General features: G+C 64.3%; 15 protein-coding genes and 1 riboswitch. Of the genes, 6 read left to right on the top strand and 9 right to left on the bottom strand.

What is annotated here, in order from left to right; translation table 11 throughout:
• Positions 1-50: 50 nt before the first annotated feature.
• The 3 genes from nrdR to B7G52_RS11865 form a co-directional block, all read right to left on the bottom strand.
• Positions 51-500 carry a transcriptional regulator NrdR gene (gene nrdR / locus B7G52_RS11875; protein ID WP_096697796.1) on the bottom strand — a complete coding sequence of 150 codons (450 nt, stop codon included), beginning with the start codon at positions 498-500 and terminating at the stop codon, positions 51-53.
• 100 nt (positions 501-600) lie between these two features.
• Positions 601-1,860 carry a serine hydroxymethyltransferase gene (glyA, locus tag B7G52_RS11870; RefSeq protein ID WP_096697795.1) on the bottom strand — a complete coding sequence of 420 codons (1,260 nt, stop codon included), beginning with the start codon at positions 1,858-1,860 and terminating at the stop codon, positions 601-603.
• Between the two features lie 44 nt (positions 1,861-1,904).
• A riboswitch (ZMP/ZTP riboswitch) is annotated at positions 1,905-2,036 on the bottom strand.
• A 56-nt stretch (positions 2,037-2,092) separates the two neighbouring features.
• Positions 2,093-2,935 carry a lytic transglycosylase domain-containing protein gene (locus tag B7G52_RS11865; protein ID WP_240523422.1) on the bottom strand — a complete coding sequence of 281 codons (843 nt, stop codon included), beginning with the start codon at positions 2,933-2,935 and terminating at the stop codon, positions 2,093-2,095.
• Between the two features lie 1,015 nt (positions 2,936-3,950).
• Between B7G52_RS11865 and B7G52_RS11860 the strand changes: the two genes are divergently transcribed.
• Entirely contained in the window at positions 3,951-4,964 is a 1,014-nt protein-coding gene (locus B7G52_RS11860) for a DUF748 domain-containing protein (RefSeq protein ID WP_240523421.1), read from the top strand.
• Positions 4,965-5,359: 395 nt separating this feature from the next.
• The gene (locus tag B7G52_RS11855) at positions 5,360-8,185 is read left to right on the top strand and encodes a DUF349 domain-containing protein (protein ID WP_096697793.1); all 2,826 of its coding nucleotides are present in this window, start codon (positions 5,360-5,362) and stop codon (positions 8,183-8,185) included.
• A gap of 98 nt (positions 8,186-8,283) precedes the next feature.
• Here B7G52_RS11855 and B7G52_RS11850 read toward each other — a convergent pair whose 3' ends face one another.
• The 6 genes from B7G52_RS11850 to B7G52_RS11825 form a co-directional block, all read right to left on the bottom strand.
• Entirely contained in the window at positions 8,284-9,066 is a 783-nt protein-coding gene (locus B7G52_RS11850; RefSeq protein ID WP_096697792.1) for a zinc-dependent peptidase, read from the bottom strand.
• Positions 9,067-9,341: 275 nt separating this feature from the next.
• A complete protein-coding gene (locus B7G52_RS11845; protein ID WP_240523419.1) occupies positions 9,342-10,133 on the bottom strand; it encodes a UDP-2,3-diacylglucosamine diphosphatase in 792 nt (263 codons plus the stop codon).
• Positions 10,134-10,168: 35 nt separating this feature from the next.
• A complete protein-coding gene (locus B7G52_RS11840) occupies positions 10,169-10,678 on the bottom strand; it encodes a peptidylprolyl isomerase (protein WP_096697791.1) in 510 nt (169 codons plus the stop codon).
• Between the two features lie 6 nt (positions 10,679-10,684).
• The gene (locus tag B7G52_RS11835; RefSeq protein WP_096697790.1) at positions 10,685-11,293 is read right to left on the bottom strand and encodes a peptidylprolyl isomerase; all 609 of its coding nucleotides are present in this window, start codon (positions 11,291-11,293) and stop codon (positions 10,685-10,687) included.
• Positions 11,290-12,555, bottom strand: coding sequence for a L,D-transpeptidase family protein (locus B7G52_RS11830; RefSeq protein WP_096697814.1), 1,266 nt, complete (start codon positions 12,553-12,555; stop codon positions 11,290-11,292). The genes B7G52_RS11835 and B7G52_RS11830 overlap by 4 nt, the downstream gene beginning before the upstream one ends.
• A 68-nt stretch (positions 12,556-12,623) precedes the next feature.
• Positions 12,624-13,703: a tetratricopeptide repeat protein gene (locus B7G52_RS11825; RefSeq protein ID WP_096697789.1), complete on the bottom strand. Its 1,080-nt coding sequence runs from the start codon at positions 13,701-13,703 to the stop codon at positions 12,624-12,626.
• Between the two features lie 276 nt (positions 13,704-13,979).
• Here B7G52_RS11825 and cysS point away from each other — a divergent pair, with 276 nt between their 5' ends.
• The 4 genes from cysS to tilS all read left to right on the top strand — a co-directional run bounded on the left by cysS (position 13,980) and on the right by tilS (position 18,150).
• Positions 13,980-15,356, top strand: a complete 1,377-nt coding sequence (gene cysS, locus B7G52_RS11820; RefSeq protein ID WP_096697788.1) for a cysteine--tRNA ligase — start codon at positions 13,980-13,982, stop codon at positions 15,354-15,356.
• Positions 15,357-15,411: 55 nt separating this feature from the next.
• Positions 15,412-16,110, top strand: coding sequence for a DNA-3-methyladenine glycosylase (locus B7G52_RS11815; protein ID WP_096697787.1), 699 nt, complete (start codon positions 15,412-15,414; stop codon positions 16,108-16,110).
• 23 nt (positions 16,111-16,133) lie between these two features.
• On the top strand, positions 16,134-17,111 hold the full coding sequence (locus B7G52_RS11810) for an acetyl-CoA carboxylase carboxyltransferase subunit alpha (RefSeq protein WP_096669818.1): 978 nt from the start codon (positions 16,134-16,136) through the stop codon (positions 17,109-17,111).
• Positions 17,112-17,202: 91 nt separating this feature from the next.
• Positions 17,203-18,150 (top strand): tRNA lysidine(34) synthetase TilS, encoded by a 948-nt coding sequence (gene tilS / locus B7G52_RS11805; protein ID WP_096697786.1) that lies wholly within the window; start codon positions 17,203-17,205, stop codon positions 18,148-18,150.
• The last annotated feature ends 27 nt before the right edge of the window (positions 18,151-18,177 follow it).

Genomic DNA, 18,177 nt, shown 5'->3' with positions numbered 1-18,177 from the left:
TGGACGGCCTCCAGTTGCCGGCAGCAGGCTGCCGGTTCGCTTTTCCGCTTTTACCTTCGCACCTCATCCACCAGCGTCTTGAACTCGTCAATATCTTCAAAGCTGCGGTAGACGCTGGCAAAACGCACGTAGGCGACCTTGTCGAGCTTTTTGAGTTCACGCATGACGAGTTCGCCGAGGCGGGCCGACGGTACCTCGCGCAGGCCCAGGTTGAGAAGTTTTTCCTCGATGCGCTCGATGGCCGAGTCCACCTGCTCGGTGCTGACCGGGCGCTTGCGCAGCGCGAGGTTCATGGAGTCGAGGATCTTGCTGCGTTTGTATTCGATGCGGCGGCCGTCCTTTTTGACGATGGCCGGAAAGTTGACGTCGGGCCGCTCGTAGGTGGTGAAGCGTTTTTCACACGCGCCGCACTGGCGGCGGCGGCGTATGAAGTCTGCGTCTTCCGACACCCGGGTTTCGACGACCTGGGTTTCAAGATGGCCGCAGAAAGGGCATTTCATGCGGCTTCACCTGGACTTGCAAGCATTATTGGCCTCCAGCCAGCACCGGGCATGCGCAAGCAGCTATCAAAAGCGTAGCGTTTGCACATGCGCCGACCCATCAACGGTACACCGGAAACCGGCTCGTCAGTGCATTGACCTTGGCGCGAACCGCTTCAATGTTGGCGGCGTCGCGCGGGTTGTCGAGCACGTCGGCAATCAGGTTGGCCGTCAGGCGCGCTTCCTCGTCCTTGAAGCCGCGCGTCGTCATGGCCGGCGTGCCGATGCGCACGCCGCTGGTGACCATCGGTTTTTCAGGGTCGTTGGGAATCGCGTTCTTGTTGATCGTCATGTGGGCGGCGCCCAGCACGGCCTCGGCTTCCTTGCCGGTGATGCCATGTTTCCACGTCGAGCTTTCGCGCAGGTCCACCAGCATCAGGTGGCTCTCGGTGCGCCCGCTGACAATGCGCAGGCCACGCTGCGTCAGCGTGTCGGCCACGATCTGGGCGTTCTTCAGCACCTGCTGCTGGTAAGTCTTGAACTCGGGCGCCAGCGCCTCCTTGAAGGCGACCGCTTTCGCGGCGATCACATGCATCAGCGGGCCGCCCTGCAGGCCGGGGAAGATGGCGCTGTTGATGGTTTTTTCGTGTTCGGCCTTCATCAGGATGATGCCGCCGCGAGGGCCGCGCAGGCTCTTGTGCGTGGTCGATGTCACCACGTCGGCGTGCGGCACCGGGTTGGGGTACACGCCCGCGGCCACCAGGCCGGCGTAGTGGGCGATGTCCACCATGAAGATCGCGCCGACAGCCTTCGCGACTTTCGCAAACCGTTCGAAGTCGATGCGCAGGCTGTAGGCCGAGGCACCCGCAATGATCAGCTTGGGTTTTGACTCGTGGGCCTTGCGCTCCATCGCGTCGTAGTCGATCTCTTCCTTGTCATTCAGGCCGTAGGAGACGACGTTGAACCACTTGCCGCTCATGTTCAGTGCCATGCCGTGGGTCAGGTGGCCGCCTTCGGCCAGGCTCATGCCCATGATGGTGTCGCCGGGTTTCAGGAAGGCCAGAAACACGGCTTCGTTGGCCGAGGCGCCGCAATGCGGCTGCACGTTGGCCGCTTCGGCACCGAAGATTTTCTTGATGCGGTCGATGGCCAGCTGTTCGGCCACGTCCACGTGCTCGCAGCCACCGTAGTAGCGGCGGCCGGGGTAACCTTCTGCGTATTTGTTGGTCAGTTGCGAGCCCTGCGCGGCCATGACGGCGGGCGAGGCGTAGTTTTCGCTGGCGATCAGCTCGATGTGGTGTTCCTGGCGCGCGTTTTCAGCAACGATGGCAGCCCACAGCTCCGGGTCGGTTTGTTCCACAAGAATGGTGCGGTCGTACATGGCAGTCCTTCAAGACGTGGTCCCTGTCATTGGATGAATGAAACAAGGGCTGCCCAGGCGAACGGCTGAACGCTGTGGTCATCGCTTGAGTCCAGCGGTGCGCTTCCCAGTGGTATCCCACGTCAGCAGTCGCCCTGCAAAACAGGAGCTGCCTATCGCCAGTCGCGCACACCCTTAGTGTAACGGACCCGGCGCCTGGCTGACGACCGGCCTGTCAAAAGCCGGGCCGCGCTCAGGAGTTCGCGAGGCTGGCGACTTTGTCGCTGGCCTTGCCACTGGGCAGGTCGTCAGCGTCTGTGTTCGCAGGCAGGGACGCTGGAATGGCCAGCGGCGGGCGAACGGTCGGCATGTAGGCCGGCGCACGGCCACTGACAACAGCCAGCAGACGGGCGTGTTCGGCCATCACCTTGGCGGCATAACCGCCATCGCTTTCCAGATTGGCTGCGCCCACATAGAACTTCAGGCCGGCTTCCACCGAACCGGCGCGGGCGATGCATTCCTGCAGCACCTTGACACCTACCCGCAGGTTGGTGACCGGATCGAAGGCGGCGAGTTTTCCGCCGAAGTTCTCGTACTTGGCGTGGTGGATGTTGGTCATGACCTGCATCAGGCCCTGGGCGCCCACCGGGCTTTGCGCAAACGGGTTGAAGCCCGATTCGATGGCCATGATGGCCAGAATCAGCGTCGGGTCGAGCTTGGCTTTCTGGCCGATCTCGAAGGCTTCCGCGACCAGCACGCTCAGTGGCTCGGGCGCCACGCCATACTTGCGGCTGAGCCAGAAGGCCACCGCAGCCTGTTGCCGGGGCAGGTCCTTGGGGTTGGCGGCCGTGGCCCGGTCGATCGCATCAGGTTCGGTGAAGCCAATCGCGGCTTCCTGGCGCTCCTGCAGCCAGCTCATCAGTCGGGATTCGCCGGCCTCACGCAGGTCGGGACGGGCGGTCAGCGTGATCACTGCAAACACGACGGCCAGGCCGACGAGTGCGAAGCTGTTGTGGGTGATTTCAAAAAAGCCCTGGGCAATGTCGTCGGCAATGTTTGCCAGACTGTTGCCCACGTTTTTCTGAAGCGTCCGCATAACCGATGCGGGGGTGGATTGTCCTAGCGCTGTCATAGCACTCCTTTCTATGCACATCGACTTTTTGAGCCGTGCGCTTTGATTGGGTCGCCATCAAACCAAGGCCTTGCCTTGGGGGTGTTGACCCCTTGTCTGACTTTGCCGGGTTCGGCAGCGGATTCGGGTTGTCCCGTAGTTTTGGGGGGACGGCGGATTCTAAGAGTGCGCTTAATACCTTGTCAAGAATATCAAATTAATTTAATATGCATATTAGTGCATTAAAAACTCAAATAAGGTGTCAAGCTTCCTTATTTCTCCCATTTGCGCGGCTTTTTGGGGTTTCGCTCTAGGTCGTCAAGTGGGCGCATTTTTTGGAGAAGAAGGCTGTATTTTTTGACAGTAATGGCTTTTAACTCAAGCGCTTGCAACGTTTTTCAGAGAAAGTGCCGGAGCATTCAAGCAGGACGGTTTTGGAGGGCGATGCGGAAAATGACGCATGGTCATGTAGGACAAGGACGCAAAGCTGTAAACCCCAAGAAAATGGCAATCGGGGGCTGATTTTTGATTACAAATTTCGACTTGCGCCGAGGGCGCCTGAGGTTTAACCTGCAGTTGCTTGAGTACCTCAAGCATCAGCCGGGTAACCAACCCCGGTCAAACTGAGAGCAATCACTTGCCCTCATCGCACTGGAGACGATCTTCTCTTCTTTGCGAAGCCCGACGGCATGAGCATCACGCCCGCCGTCAACCCCGGTCGGCCTCGCTGCCCGGGGTTTTTATTTTGGGGCTGGCCTTTTCACGCAATCAGCCATCGACCTTTTGCCCCTGCGCGTTAAAGACTCAAGGCCTGAGCCCGGCCATGAACTGAAACGCAATCCCTCCCGACTCTCCAGTCTCTTCAAGTCTCTTCCCGGCAAAGCAGGGGGCATGCTGCGTTCGCCACATTGGCATCACCGCGCAGCCTGGGCCGTGGATGGCCTGTTGCTGCTCTGGGCGCTGGCCTATGCCCTGGTGCCTCGGGTGCCGAAGTCGCAACTTGAAAAAGCGGTCTCTGAAAAAGCTGGGCCGGCAGCTCACGGTGGGCGCAGTGGACTTCCGTCCGTGGTCGCTGGAGCTCACCCTCAGCGAGCTGGCCATCGCCAAAGCCGCCAGCCCGCCAGCACCTGCTGCGGGGCCGGAAAGCAGCCTGCTTTCCCCAGGGGCGCCCCAACTGAAAATTGCGCGTCTCTATATAGATGCAGAAATGCAGTCGCTGCTGCGGTTTGCACCGGTCGCCGACGCCATCGAGGCCGATGGCCTGGCGCTGTCGCTCACCCATCCGGGCCAGGGCCGTTATGACGTGGACGACATCCTCGCGCGACTGAAGCCTGTGGCCAATGCGCCGGCCAGCGACCCGCTGCGCTTTGCCCTCTACAACCTCGTCCTCAGCGACGGCCAGCTTGACTTTGCCGACCTTCCGGCAGGCAGGACACCTGTGGTGCGCGACCTGCGTCTGTCGTTACCTTTCCTGAGCAACCTGCGCGCCCGGCGCGAGGTCAAAACCTCGCCACACCTGGCTTTCAGGCTCAATGGCAGCCGTTTCGACACCGCGGCCGTCGGTACCCCTTTTTCCCAGACCCACAAGACCGACGCCACGCTGGCGCTGCGCGGGCTGGACCTGCGTCCTTATCTGGCCTACAGGCCGGAAAGCCTGCCTTTCAGGCTGGACAGCGCGGTGCTCCATGCCGACATCAAGCTGGCGTTTGAGCAGGCGCCGGGCACCGTGGTGCGTTTGTCGGGCACCGCCACGGCGGAGCAGGTGCGCCTGCTCGAAACCCGGGCCGGTCGCCGGGAGTTGCTCGCGTTTGACTGGCTGGAGGTCGGCCTCGACGACGTCCGGCCGCTGGAGCGCAAGGTCAAACTGTCCGCGGTGACCCTGAGCGCGCCCACCCTCAACATGAGCCGCGACTGGGCAGGGCGCCTGAACCTGCTGCCGCCTGGCGATAAATTTGCTATCAAAAACGGAGCTACCGACGACAGTACAGAAAGGGCTGTGGGCCAAAAAATGTAAAGGAAGCGGCGAAGCCGGCCGCCGGACCTGTCAGTGGCCCTGCTGCACCCATGCCTGCCGCCCGGGCGGCCGTGGCGGTCAGGGACTACCTCGCCGCCGGGGGTGTTTCGCCCGGCAGGCTCTTCCTGGGCGCGCCCAAAAACGCGCCCGCAGACGCCAAATGGACACCGCGCGCCGAACTTAATTTGGCGAGGCCTTAAAAACAGCGAAAATAGCCGCATTGCTTTATTTCTGAAGCTTGGGTCGGGGTCGCGGATATCTGTCCTGCGGCTCCTCTTTTTTACGCCGGTCCCGCCCTGAGCCTGCTGATGCCGGCAGGCTGTAAAGCCCCAAGGGCAGACCTGCAATGTCCTGATCCCTGAAGATCCCCCGCTTCGCCGGTCCTACTTATCCATATGCTGCGTTTCCCCATGTCCAAATCTGCCAAGCCCGAAACACCCGCCGTGAAAACGCCTTCCACCAAGAGCGCCGATAGCCATCCGCTCGATGGCCTGACGGGCGGGGCTTTCTCCGCGCCCACGTCGGGCGAACGCACCGCGCGCATTCGCGAGTGGCTGGCCACCGGTCCCTCGGCCGAGCAGATGGCCGAGGTCTACAAGGACCTGGCCAACCGCGACAAGGGCGCGGCCAAGCCGCTCAAGGAAAGGCTTGACGAAGCCAAGCGCCTGAAAAGCCAGGAGACCGCGGCGGCCGAGTGGGCTGAAAAGGGCCAGGCCCTGCTGGCCCTGAAAAAGCTCAACATGGCCGACGCCCTGGCCTGGCAGCGTGATGCCGCCAAGGCCGGTGCACCGTTGTCGCGCGAGCCGCTGGCCGGGCTGAAAGCCCAGCTGGCCGAGCGCGTCAAGACGATTGAAGACCTGCAGCACCGCACCCAGGTGCAGCGCGAGGCCGCCGTGCTGATTGCCCAGCGCATTGAAGTGCTGTCGACCAAACCCTGGCGCGACGCACAAGGCGTGTGGGAAGCCCTGCGCGCCGACGTGACGCACTGGCAGACCCAGGCCGACGAACTCGCGCAGGACGCCAACTGGCCCAGCGTGGACGCCAAGTTCCCGCCGCTGCTCGACGCCTCGCGTGGCCAGTTGCTGGCGGTGTGGGAAGCCTTTCAGGGCGCGTTGTCGCTGGCCGTCGCGGCCGCCGAAGACGCCGCCGCACCGCTGCCGGCGGTACCGGTCTGGGCCGATGAACTGCGCAGCGTACGCGGCGCGCCGCGTGGCGGCGACGCCGCTGCCGGTGAGCAGCCCGCGCGTGCGCCCAAGGTCAAGATCGACCCCGCCGTGCTCAAGGACATGCGTGAAAAATCAGCGGCCGTCGTGCAGGCCGCGCTCGCCAAGCTTGAGCATGAAGTCACCGAAGGCCATGGCAAATCCACGCCCAAGGTCGCGGCCGAGCTGCGCCAGGCGCTGAAGGAAAACATTCGCAACATCGACAGCGCGCTCGAAGCCGCGGCACATGCCGCATTGACGGCGGCCGGCGAACTCGAAGGCTGGCAGCGCTGGCGTGCCGACCAGATCCGCGAGGAGCTGGTGGCCAAGGCCGAAGCGCTGGTCGCCAAGCCCCTGGGCGGGCGCAAGCAGCAGGAGGCGCTGCGCGCCATGCGCGAACTCTGGAAAACCAGCGACCAGGGCGGCATCCCCAACCACGCGCTCTGGAAGCGGTTTGACGACGCCTGCAACGAAGCCCACAAGGTGGTCGAGGTCTGGCTCGAGAAGGTCAAGGAACAAAGCGAAGCCGTCAAGGCCGAGCGCCGCGCGCTGATCGACGAGGTGCAGGCCTGGGCCGAGGCCAACAAGGGCAACACCGACTGGAAGTACCAGATCCGCAGCCTCAATGGTTTTGTCGAGAAGTGGACGGCCGCCGGCCACCTGGGTGAAAAAGCCTTTGCCGAGATCCAGCCGCAGTGGAAGGCCGCGATGGATGCCGCCGATGCGCCGCTGAAAGCCGCACGCGCCGAAAGCCTGGCACACCGCAAGGCCATGATCGAGGAAGCGCAGGTGCTGGGCGCCGAGCCGCAGCTGCACATCGACGCCGTCAAGGCCTTGCAGCAGCGCTGGCAACACGAAGCGCAGGCGGTGCCGATCGAGCGCAAGCAGGAGCAAAAACTCTGGGACGCTTTCCGCAAGCCGATCGACGACGCCTTCCAGCGCAAGACCGCCGAGCGTGAAAAAGCCGCGTCGGCCCTGGGTGAGCATGACCGCCTGGTGCTCGAGCTGTCCAAAGCCCTCGACGCTGCCAACGCCACCGGCGATGTGCAAAAAATTCGCACCGCGATGGCCGACCTCGAAGCCGGTTTGCGCGGGCAGTTCAAGCCGGCGGCACCGGCTGCCGCGGCAGCGCCTGCGCCTGCAGCGGCCGAAGCACCTCAGGAAGCGGAGTCCAATCAGGCGTCAGCGCCCGATGCACCTGCGCCAGCTGCTCCTGAAACAGTAGCAAAAGAGGAGGCCCCGGCCGAGACTGAAACCGCTGCCGAGCTTGCCGCCGAAGCCGCTGCGGAAGCAGAAGAAGCTGCGCCAGCACCGGCCGCGCCGCCGCCCAAACCCGCCAAACCGGTGGTGGCCATGCGCGGCGATGACCGCCCCGGCATGCGCAAGGCCGAAGCTGCCCCCGCAGGCCGCGGCGGCAAGTTTGGCGACCGCAAGGACGCACGACCCGGTGGCGGCAAGCCCGACGGCCGCGGTAACCGGCCGGCCGACAACAAGTTCGAGCCCTACCGCCCCGAGCGCGAAAGCCGTTTCGGTGACAGGCCAGCCTACGAAGAGCGTGGCCCGCGGCTGGGCGACGCAGCCTTCCGCGCGCAGCGCGAAGCTTTTGAGCATGCGCAGCAGGCCTTGCGCAAGTTGTCCGAACAGGCGCACGGCGAAGTGCTGACCAACCTGCTGACGGCTTGGGAAAAACGCGACCCCGCGCTGCTGCCTGATGCCCAGGCCTTGGGCAAGCTGGTGACGCCGGCCACACGCAGCGCGTGGATGAAGGCACTGTCGTCGGCGCCCAAGGGTGATGCCGCAGAAACCCTGCTGCGCCTGGAAATCGCCGCCGAGCTGCCGACCCCGGCCGAACACATCAGCGCGCGCCGCATGCTGCAGCTGGTGCTGCTGACCAAACGCAACGACCCGGCGCCGGCGCAGACCTGGGGTGACGATGCGGCCAAAGTGCTGGCCGCGCCGTATGACGCGGCGCATGTGCGGCGTCTGCAGAATGTGCTGAAGGCGCTGATCAAGCGCTGAGAGGGCGGGATCCTTGCGGTGTCGCTTGGAGCTGCCTCGGCGCGGCGCCTGGAATTGCCACGGTTTGCTATCAATTAAATAGCTGACTGCGTCCGTGTTTAAAGGGCTGCAGGCCGATTGCGCTTGAAAAACTGGTCAAACAGCGCGGTCAGTGCCGCAAAGTCCTGCGTGAAGCGCTCGCGGTTCACGAAGTAGGCTTCGCAGCTCACGGCAAAAAATTCTGCCGGTGCCGTGGCGCCATAGGCGTCCAGCCACGGCGGCTCGCCGCCGAAACGTTCGGCCATCGTGACCTGTTCGCGAAAAGCGTCGTAAGCCGGCTGCATCACCTCGTGCCAGGCCTTGTGCGCGGCCCGCGAGGGCAGGGGCGGGCAGCCATCGGCGGTGCCGTCCTTCATGTCGATCTTGTGGACGAACTCGTGGATCACGACGTTGTAGCCGTGGCCGGCCAGCGCGCCGGCCGAGGCCACGTCCTGCCAGCTCAGCGTGACCGGGCCGCGCTCCATGGCTTCGCCGGACAGCACCTCGCTGTAGCGGTGCACGACGCCGCTGGCGTCCTGCCTTTCGCGACGCGCGATCATCTGCCCGGGGTGAACCACGATGCCGACAAAGTCGCTGTACCAGCCCAGTCCCAGGTGCAGCACCGGCAGGCAGGCCTGCGCGGCAATCGCTACCGCCATCTCGTCGGTGACCACCAGGCCGTGCGCACCGGTAAATTCCTTGTGCGCCAGAAACTCACCGACCAGGCGGCGCAACTGCAGCCGCTCTGCCACCGGCCGCTCGGCCAGAAAAGGATAGGCGGCCAGCGTGGCCTGCCACAGCGTGTCGGGAATGGTGTCGGCGCGCGGCGTGCGTCCGAACAGCTGGCGCAACCAGTTCAGCATGGGGTGGCTTAGGGCCTGTTCACACTATTTATACAAGTGCGAACGTGGTTAAAACAGCGCCAATCTAGGCGCACGACGACGCTCAGCCTGGGCGGCTGGGCTAGGAGTGCAACGACGAGTGGTGCTGTTTTAACCACGTTCCCTTCGGGTTGCGGCCAAAAAGGCCATGCGCAGCGTTGCAAAGCCTTGCCGGGCTCCAGCCCGGCTGCATTTTGCGCCTCGCGCATGGCCTTTTTGACTCGCAACGCATCTCGCATAAATAGTGTGGACAGGCCCTAGAGCAGCGGGATGCGGCGCAGGCCGGCGGCCGTCAGGCGCAGCACTTCCGCGCGTGGCACGGCGGCGGCGGCGTCCCAGTCGCTGAGCACCACGCGTGAGTAGCCGTGCCCCAGGTCGTGCACCGCCGGCCGGTGGGTGTGGCCGTGGATCAGGATCTGGGCGTTGGCGGCTTCGAGTTGCTCGCGGGCCGCGCTGCCGTCCACGTCGGCATAAGGGGCGCCGGACTGCTTGCGCGCCTCGCTTTGTTCGCGCAGGCCGCGTGCGATGGCCTGCCGCTCGGCCAGCGGTCTGGCCAGAAAGCTGCGTTGCCAGGCGGGGCTGCGCACCTCGCGGCGAAATTGCAGGTAGTCCACATCGCCCAGGCACAAGGCGTCGCCGTGCGAGAGCAGCCAGCGCTGTTGGTTGAAGGCCAGCACGGTCGGGTCGGCCAGCAAGGTGGTGTGGCACAGCGCCATGAGGCGCGGGCCGACCAGGAAGTCGCGGTTGCCGTGCATGAAAAAAAGTGCCAGCCGGCCAGCCGTCTGGCCCAGCAGGCGGGCGCAGCGGTCTTCGAAACTGTCTTGAGCGCCTGCTGCCACATCGACCGCATCGTCACCGACCCAGACTTCAAACAGGTCGCCCAGAATGAACACCGCGTCGGCCGGCGTGCTTTCCATGTAGTCCCGCCAGGCGGCAAACGTGGCGACATCGGCCGCCTGCAGATGCAGGTCGGAAATGAAATCGACCGTGCCCCAGGAAGGCGGCGCATGGAGCTCCGCAATCCGGGGAACGGTCGACGGGATTTTCACGGGCTGAACTTGAACGCGCTCAGTCCAGACGGGAATCAGGCCAGCGCGACGGCTTTTTCAATCACCACGTCGGTTTGCGGCACGTCGTCATGAAAGCCCTTGCGGCCGGTCTTCACGGCGGCGATCTTGTCGACCACATCGGTGCCGCCCACCACCTTGCCGAACACCGCATAACCCCAGCCCGACGCGTTGGGCGCGGTGTGGTTCAGAAAGGCGTTGTCGGACACGTTGATGAAAAACTGCGAACTGGCCGAATGCGGCGCATTGGTGCGCGCCATGGCCACGGTGTAGTGGTCGTTTTTCAGGCCGTTGCTGGCTTCGTTTTCGATCTCGCCGTCGGTGGGCTTTTGTTTCATGCCGACTTCAAAACCGCCGCCCTGGACCATGAAGCCCGGGATCACGCGGTGGAACACCGTGTTGTTGTAGTGGCCCTTGTTGACGTAGCTGAGGAAGTTGGCCACCGATTTCGGTGCCTTGTCCTGGTCGAGTTCAAGGGTGATGAGGCCGTAGCCGGCTATGTGGAGTTCGACTTTGGGATTGCTCATGATGGGTTATTTGACAAGGGTTGCAGAGTTGATGAGGATGGGTGTTCGGGGCACGTCGCTCGGGAAGGGGCCGCCCGGGCCGGTGGGTGTGGCCTTGATCTTGCCGACCACGTCCATGCCGCTGACCACCTTGCCGAACACCGTGTAGCCCGGCGACTGGGCGCTCGGGTTCAGGAAGTCATTGTCTCTGACATTGATGAAAAATTGCGACGAGGCCGAGTCCGGGTCGTTGGTGCGCGCCATGGCCAGCGTGCCGACCACGTTTTTGTCGCCGCCTTTGGCCAGCGCCTCGCGCCCTTCATGCACCACCGGCGGCCGTGTGGATTTTTGCGCATAGCTGGCATCGAAGCCGCCGCCCTGGACCATGAAGTTGTCGATCACGCGGTGAAACACCGTGCCGTCGTAGTGCTTGTCCCGGACGTACTGAAGAAAATTGGCGACTGTTTTTGGTGCCTTGTCGGGATAGACCTCGACGACGAAATCGCCGGCGCTGGTCGCAAACCTGACCTTGGGTGCGCCGGCCGCGCCTTGCGCCCAGGCCTGCCCGGCCACCAGGGCCAGTGTTGCGATCGCCAGGCAGGCGCGCCGGCCGATGGCCTTGTTGCTGAAAGTCATCCAACCACTCCTTCAAAAAATATTTTCCATTGCTTGCCCTGGCGCATCCAGTACTGGCGCCGCACCGGGCCTGTGCGCGAGCCGCTGAGCACCTCGCCAAAGGTTACCACCATGGTGTCGGTGCTGTCTGTCCAGCGCAGGTAAGACACGTCCTTGAGCTGCACCGTGCGGCCGCGCCGCTTGTTGGTCTCGGTACGCAACTGGGCCGCCCAGTCGTCGCGGGTCTTGCCGTAACTGCTGAAGTCGCTGCTGTACAGGCTGGTCAGGGTGGCCAGGTCGCCCACCGACTTGGCCTGGTGCCAGCTGTTCAATGCTTCCTCAAAGGACTTGCTGTCGGCCTTGATGCTGTGCGGCGCCACCCACTGCAGGCTTTGCGCAATCACCACCGGCGTGGTGCGCACTTCTACGGTACGGATGATGCGCTCCAGATCCGGATTGGCCAGCACGACGCAGCCGTCGCTGGCCTGTGGCGCGCGCGAAAACTGGGCCGGTGGCGTGCCGTGCAGCCAGATGCCGCTGCCGGTCTTGCCGCGCTTGAGGTCCAGCGCATTGGGGTAGTTGATGGGCAGGGCGCCCGAGCCGTAAAAGTCTTTCAGCGACTTCGGGTCCAGGTTGCTGGTGACGAAATAAATCCCCAGCGGCGTGCGCGAATCACCCTCGACGGATTTTTCGATGCCGGATTTCCCCACCGAGATGTAGTAGTCGCTCACCAGCTTGAGACCGGTGGCGGTGTTTTCAAACAGGTAGAGCCGGGCCCGCGAGGCGTCCACCGCGATCGCATGTTTGTTGCGCGGCGACAGCGCCAGGAACTGCGAGGGAATGGTGCCCGGCGCCGGCCGTTCGCGCAGCGCCTTCAGCCGCATCAGGGATTCCTGGCGCAGCTCGGCCAGCGTGCTGGCCCCGGCTTTGGCCGTGCCGTCCGACACGTCGCCCGGCGCGCGCAGCGGGCGGGAGCGGGCGGCCAGCAGGTCGCCATAGACCAGTTGGGCCAGCTGGAAATTGGGATGGTCGTCCACCAGGCGCTCGGCCTTGACCAGTGCCTCGCGCCCCCTGGCCTGGCCGGCAAGCTTGTAGATTTCGATCAGGCGGGCTTCGGCTTCGCCGTCCTTGACCGCCGGCCGTACGGCGGCCCGGGACGGCGCCGCGCTGCTGGGGGAGGCGGTGGTGGCGTGGGGCTTCCTCTTGTCCACGCCCTGGGCCGGCGCGGGACCGCACATCACCGACAGTGCCGTGACGAGGAGGGTGGCGGATACCCGTTGCATGAGTGAGGGGTCAGGGGCCGTGAAAAAGGTCAGGCAAGTGCCAGGGGTGCGCACGCAGCGGGCGGCCATCAACCGCCGGTGGATTCCCTGACGATGAGCCAGCGTTCGCCGGCCTTGGCCATGTCCAGTGTCTTGCGGCTGGAGATGTTGAGCGCATCGGCGCTGTAATCCTGCCTGAATTTGGCGGTGGCCTTGCTGCCCTTGACGTCGACCGACAGGTTGTTGATCTTCACGCTGATCTTTGACTTGCCGACGATGCGGCTGCGCCGCTCTTCTTCCCAGGCCTTGCGCGACTGGTTGCCCGGTGTGTCAAAGTCCTTGGCGTAGGCGGCCAGGTAGGCGGTCATGTCCTTGCCGGACCAGGCGCTGGCCCAAGCCCTGACGGTGGCTTCAACTTCCTTTTCGGCGGCGCTGACCGGTGTGGCCGCGGCTGGTGCGGGCGACGACACCGGTGCGGCGGGTGCCGCAGGCGCGGCCGGCGTTGCCGGCGCAGCAGGCGCAGGCGCTGCTGGCACTGCTGGCGTTACTGCCGCAGGTTTGGCCGGCGCGGCAGGTGTCTGGGCCGTCACGGCGGGCGCGGCAGGTGTTGCTGCAGCCGGCTTCTGGGCCTTGGCCTCCGGCGTGAACAGGGTGCGGATCAGCGCCAGCTTGGGCGGCACGGCACTGTTGCCGCCATCGAGCTGCAGCGCCTTGCTGTAGGCCTGGCTGGCCAGCTTGGCATACACGTCGCCCAGGTTTTCATGCGCGGTGGCATAGCTCGGGTTGGTGCGTATGGCCATTTCGAGGGCGGCCCTGGCCTTGTCGAACTGGTTCTGGCCGGCGTAAAGCACGGCCAGGTTGTTGTAGGGCTCGGGCAGCTCCGGGTAGTCCTGCGTGATCTTGGTGAAGGTGGTGATCGCGTCAGCCGGTTTGCCGGCTTCGGTCTGGATCACGCCCTTGATGAAACGCATCTGCGGGTCGCGCGGCTTGGTGGCCAGGTACTTGTCGGCCCTGGCCATGGCTTCCCCCAACTGGCCCGCACGCACGAGGGCGTTCACCTCGGTGTACTCGTCGGCATGTGCGGGCGGCACACACAGGGCCGCGACCAGAGCCAGCAAGCGCAGGGCAGTCGGCAGCGCCTGGTTTGAAAAATAAGCTGACTTGGACATATTTCCTCTGGAACGCATGGAGTGGCTGGTATCAAACCAGGAAACGAAGAAGCCGGCTGTGCAGCGTGCTGCATGGGCTCTTCCTGGCTGGCTATACTGGACGATTGTATCTGAGGGGTATAGTTTAAGCTCCTGCGAAAAATCACCATTGGCATCCCGTCGCCAGACCTTTTGGAGCAGCTTTCCCCCTTGCTGATGCACCTGATGACCCGCCCCCGCTCCAGCGCCCCCTTCCGGTTCCGGCGATTCCAGTCAGACTGAACACCCAGACTTTTCATGAGCCTTCGCATTTACAACACGTTGACGCGTGCCGTAGAAGATTTTTCGTCCCTGGTTCCCGGCCATGTGCGCATGTATGTGTGCGGCATGACGATTTACGACCTGTGCCACATCGGCCATGCCCGCATGATGATGGCCTTCGACGTGATCCAGCGCTGGCTCAAGGTCAGTGGCTACCAGGTCACCTATGTGCGCAACATCACCGACATCGACGACAAGATCATCAAGCGCGCCGTCGAGCGCGGCATCACCATCCGGGCGCTGACCGACGAGATGATCACGGCGATGCACCAGGACATCGGCGCGCTCGGCATCGAGCCACCCACGCTGGAGCCGCGCGCCACCGAATACGTGCCGCAGATGCTGGGCATGATTGCCACGCTGGAGCAAAAAGGCCTGGCCTATCGCTCGGACAACGGCGACGTGAACTACGCGGTGCGCAAGTTCGAAGGCTACGGCAAGCTCTCGGGCAAGTCGCTCGACGAGCTGCGCGCCGGCGAGCGTGTCGCCGTGCTGGACGGCAAGGAAGACCCGCTCGATTTTGTCCTGTGGAAAGCGGCCAAGCCAACCGAGCCCGCCGATGCCCAGTGGGACAGCCGCTATGGCAAGGGCCGGCCCGGTTGGCACATCGAGTGTTCGGCCATGAGCTGCCAGACCCTGGGCGAGACCTTCGACATCCATGGCGGCGGCGCCGACCTGCAGTTTCCGCATCACGAAAACGAGATCGCCCAGAGCGAAGGCGCCAACGGCAAGCCGTTGGCCCGCTTCTGGGTGCACAACGGTTTTGTGCGGGTGGACAACGAGAAGATGTCCAAAAGCCTGGGCAACTTCTTCACCATCCGCGAGGTGCTGGCGCAGTACGACCCGGAGACCGTGCGCTTTTTCATCGTGCGTGCGCACTACCGCAGCGCGCTCAACTACAGCGACGCGCACCTGGACGATGCGCGCAATGCGCTCAAGCGCCTGTACACCGCGTTGCACCTGGTCCAGCCGGCCGCGGTGGTGATCGACTGGTCGCAGCCATTTGCCGCCCGTTTCAAGGCGGCCATGGACGATGATTTCGGCACGCCCGAGGCGATGGCCGTGCTGTTCGACCTGGCCGGCGAGGTCAACAAGGCCCGGTCGCCCGAGTTGGCGGGGCTGCTCAAGGCCCTGGGCGCTTGCCTGGGCCTGCTGCAAAACGACCCGGCCGCCTTCCTGCAGGCCGGCGCCGGCCTGGACGAGCCCGCCATCCAGGACCTGATCCAGCAGCGCGCCGCCGCCAAGGCTGGCAAGAACTTTGCTGAAGCCGACCGCATCCGCCAGGACCTGCTGGCACGCGGCATTGTGCTGAAAGATACACCGGCCGGAACGACCTGGGAGGTCGGTTCGTGATGAGGTTTTCAATTAAAAAAGGCCTTCAGCCCATGACGGACGGGCGCAAGCAGCTATGAAAAAGATAGTAAAAAGCGGCCCGGCCAGCACCGAACTGGCCGATGTCGCCGAGCCGGCCCTGACCATCGTGCCGGACTACTGGGCCGAGGCCTGCAAACACCTGGTCAAGAAAGACCGGGTCATGAAACGCCTGATCCCGCAGTTCGGCGACGCCTGCCTGCAATCGCGCGGGGACGCCTTCAGCACGCTGGCACGCAGCATCGTGGGCCAGCAGATTTCCGTGAAGGCGGCGCAGACGGTCTGGCACCGTTTTGATGCGCTGCCGAAAAAAATGACGCCCGGCAACGTGCTCAAGCTCAAGGTGGACGACATGCGCGCCGCCGGCCTGAGCGCGCGCAAGGTCGAGTACCTGGTGGACCTGGCGATCCACTTCGACGCCGGCACGGTGCACGTCAAGGACTGGGCGGCAATGGACGACGAGGCCATCATTGCCGAACTGGTGGCGATTCGCGGCATTGGCCGCTGGACCGCCGAGATGTTCCTGATCTTTTACCTGACACGTCCCAACGTGTTGCCGCTCGACGATGTGGGGCTGATCAACGGCATCAGCCAGAACTATTTTTCCGGCGAATCGGTCAGCCGCAGCGATGCGCGCGAAGTCGCCGCCGCCTGGGCGCCGTTTTGCAGCGTCGCAACTTGGTATATTTGGCGCTCGCTGGACCCCTTGCCGGTCCTGGGTGCCGAGAAACCCTAATCAAGAAGCCTGAGGAGCAGACCATGGCCAAAAAGACCTTTCTCGATTTCGAGCAGCCGATTGCGGAGCTCGAAGGAAAAATTGAAGAGCTGCGCTACGTGCAGACCGAATCGGCGGTCGACATCTCCGAAGAGATCGACCAGCTCGCCAAAAAGAGCCAGCAGCTCACCAAGGACATCTACAGCGACCTGACGCCCTGGCAGATCACCAAGATCGCGCGCCATCCCGAGCGGCCCTACACGCTGGACTATGTCAACGAACTGTTCACCGACTTTGTCGAGCTGCATGGCGACCGGCATTTTTCAGATGACCTGAGCATCGTCGGCGGGCTGGCGCGTTTTAACGGCACCGCCTGCATGGTGCTGGGCCACCAGAAGGGCCGCGACACCAAAGAGCGCGGTCTGCGCAACTTCGGCATGAGCAAGCCCGAGGGTTACCGCAAGGCGCTGCGCCTGATGAAAACCGCCGAGAAGTTCAAGCTGCCGGTGTTCACCTTTGTCGATACACCGGGCGCCTACCCCGGCATCGACGCCGAGGAGCGCGGCCAGTCCGAAGCCATTGGCCGCAACATCTTTGAAATGGCGCAACTCGAAGTGCCCATCATCACCACCATCATCGGCGAAGGCGGCTCCGGCGGCGCGCTGGCCATCTCGGTGGCCGACCAGGTTGTGATGCTGCAGTACTCCATCTACTCGGTGATCAGCCCGGAAGGCTGCGCCTCCATCCTCTGGAAAACCTCGGAGAAGGCCGAGGAAGCCGCCGAGGCCCTGGGCATCACCGCACACCGCCTGAAGGCGCTCGGCGTGATCGACAAGATCGTCAACGAACCGGTGGGCGGCGCGCACCGCGACCACAAGCAGATGGCCGCTTTCCTCAAGCGCGCCCTCAACGACGCCTTCCGCCAGGTCAGCGACCTCAAGGTCAAGGAGCTGCTGGACCGCCGCTACGAGCGCCTGCAAAGTTATGGTCGCTACACCGACACCAAGGCCGACGCCAAATAGCCTGATCACCGCCCCGCGGCGGCTGACCTGACATGCGCCGCCGGGCCGTTCCCAAGGCGACTGCCGCAGCCTGCAAGGCGAAGGTTACCCAGTGAGCACCACCGTCGACGACGCCCTGCGCGTCTTTTCACCGCAACTGCCTGTGGCCGTGGCCTACAGCGGCGGCGCCGACTCCACGGCCCTGCTGCTGGCCTGCGCCGACAAGTGGCCGGGGCAGGTGAGGGCGGTGCATGTGCACCACGGCCTGCAGGCCGCTGCCGACGGATTTGCCAGCCACTGCGAAGCCGTTTGTGCGCAGCTGGACGTGCCCTTGCGGGTCGTGCGCGTCATGGCCAGGCATGCGCCCGGCGACAGTCCGGAAGACGCCGCCCGCAAGGCGCGTTATGAAGCGTTTCGGGGCCTGGCCCATGAGGAGTGGGCACAAAAAGCTATCAAAAGCATAGCGCTTGCGCAGCATGCCGATGACCAGGTCGAGACCATGCTGCTGGCGCTGAGCCGTGGTGCCGGACTGCCCGGCCTCAGCGCCATGCCCGCCCACTGGCAGCGGGACGGTCTGGACTACCACCGCCCCCTGCTGCAGGTGCCGGCGCCCGGGATCCGCGCCTGGCTGGCGCGGCGCGGTGCCACCTTCATCGAAGACCCGAGCAACACCGACGAGCGTTTCACGCGCAACCGCATCCGTGCGCGCCTGCTGCCGGCACTGGCGCAGGCCTTCCCGCAGTTCCGCGAGACCTTTGCGCGCAGTGCCCGGCATGCGGCGCAGGCGCAGGCCGTGCTGCTCGAGGTGGCGCGTGAAGACCTGCAGCTGCTCGGCAGCCCCCCCGAGATCAAGGCCCTGCAGCTCTTGTCCGGACCGCGCCAGGCCAACGCGCTGCGCCACTGGCTGCTGGACGCCCACCAGGCCACACCGAGCACGGCGCAGCTCGACCAGTTGCTGGCGCAGGTGGCGGCCTGCACCACGCGCGGCCACCGGATTGACCTGAAGGTGGCCAATGGCCACGTGACACGGGATGGTGCGCATTTGCACTACGCTGTTTAGCGTGCCGAGCAGTACACGCAGTGACGA

The sequence above is a fragment of the Polaromonas sp. AER18D-145 genome, from assembly GCF_002379095.1.
Lineage (GTDB): Bacteria > Pseudomonadota > Gammaproteobacteria > Burkholderiales > Burkholderiaceae_C > Polaromonas.
This window is presented reverse-complemented; position numbering and strand designations above follow the sequence as displayed.

Excerpts from the sequence above, each read along its gene's own strand:
- nrdR (WP_096697796.1), bottom strand. The coding sequence starts at position 500 with ATGAAATGCCCTTTCTGCGGCCATCTTGAAACCCAGGTCGTCGAAACC.
- glyA (WP_096697795.1), bottom strand. The coding sequence starts at position 1,860 with ATGTACGACCGCACCATTCTTGTGGAACAAACCGACCCGGAGCTGTGG.
- B7G52_RS11865 (WP_240523422.1), bottom strand. The coding sequence starts at position 2,935 with ATGCGGACGCTTCAGAAAAACGTGGGCAACAGTCTGGCAAACATTGCC.
- B7G52_RS11855 (WP_096697793.1), top strand. The coding sequence starts at position 5,360 with ATGCTGCGTTTCCCCATGTCCAAATCTGCCAAGCCCGAAACACCCGCC.
- B7G52_RS11850 (WP_096697792.1), bottom strand. The coding sequence starts at position 9,066 with ATGCTGAACTGGTTGCGCCAGCTGTTCGGACGCACGCCGCGCGCCGAC.
- B7G52_RS11840 (WP_096697791.1), bottom strand. The coding sequence starts at position 10,678 with ATGAGCAATCCCAAAGTCGAACTCCACATAGCCGGCTACGGCCTCATC.
- B7G52_RS11835 (WP_096697790.1), bottom strand. The coding sequence starts at position 11,293 with ATGACTTTCAGCAACAAGGCCATCGGCCGGCGCGCCTGCCTGGCGATC.
- B7G52_RS11830 (WP_096697814.1), bottom strand. The coding sequence starts at position 12,555 with ATGCAACGGGTATCCGCCACCCTCCTCGTCACGGCACTGTCGGTGATG.
- B7G52_RS11825 (WP_096697789.1), bottom strand. The coding sequence starts at position 13,703 with ATGTCCAAGTCAGCTTATTTTTCAAACCAGGCGCTGCCGACTGCCCTG.
- cysS (WP_096697788.1), top strand. The coding sequence starts at position 13,980 with ATGAGCCTTCGCATTTACAACACGTTGACGCGTGCCGTAGAAGATTTT.
- B7G52_RS11815 (WP_096697787.1), top strand. The coding sequence starts at position 15,412 with ATGAAAAAGATAGTAAAAAGCGGCCCGGCCAGCACCGAACTGGCCGAT.
- B7G52_RS11810 (WP_096669818.1), top strand. The coding sequence starts at position 16,134 with ATGGCCAAAAAGACCTTTCTCGATTTCGAGCAGCCGATTGCGGAGCTC.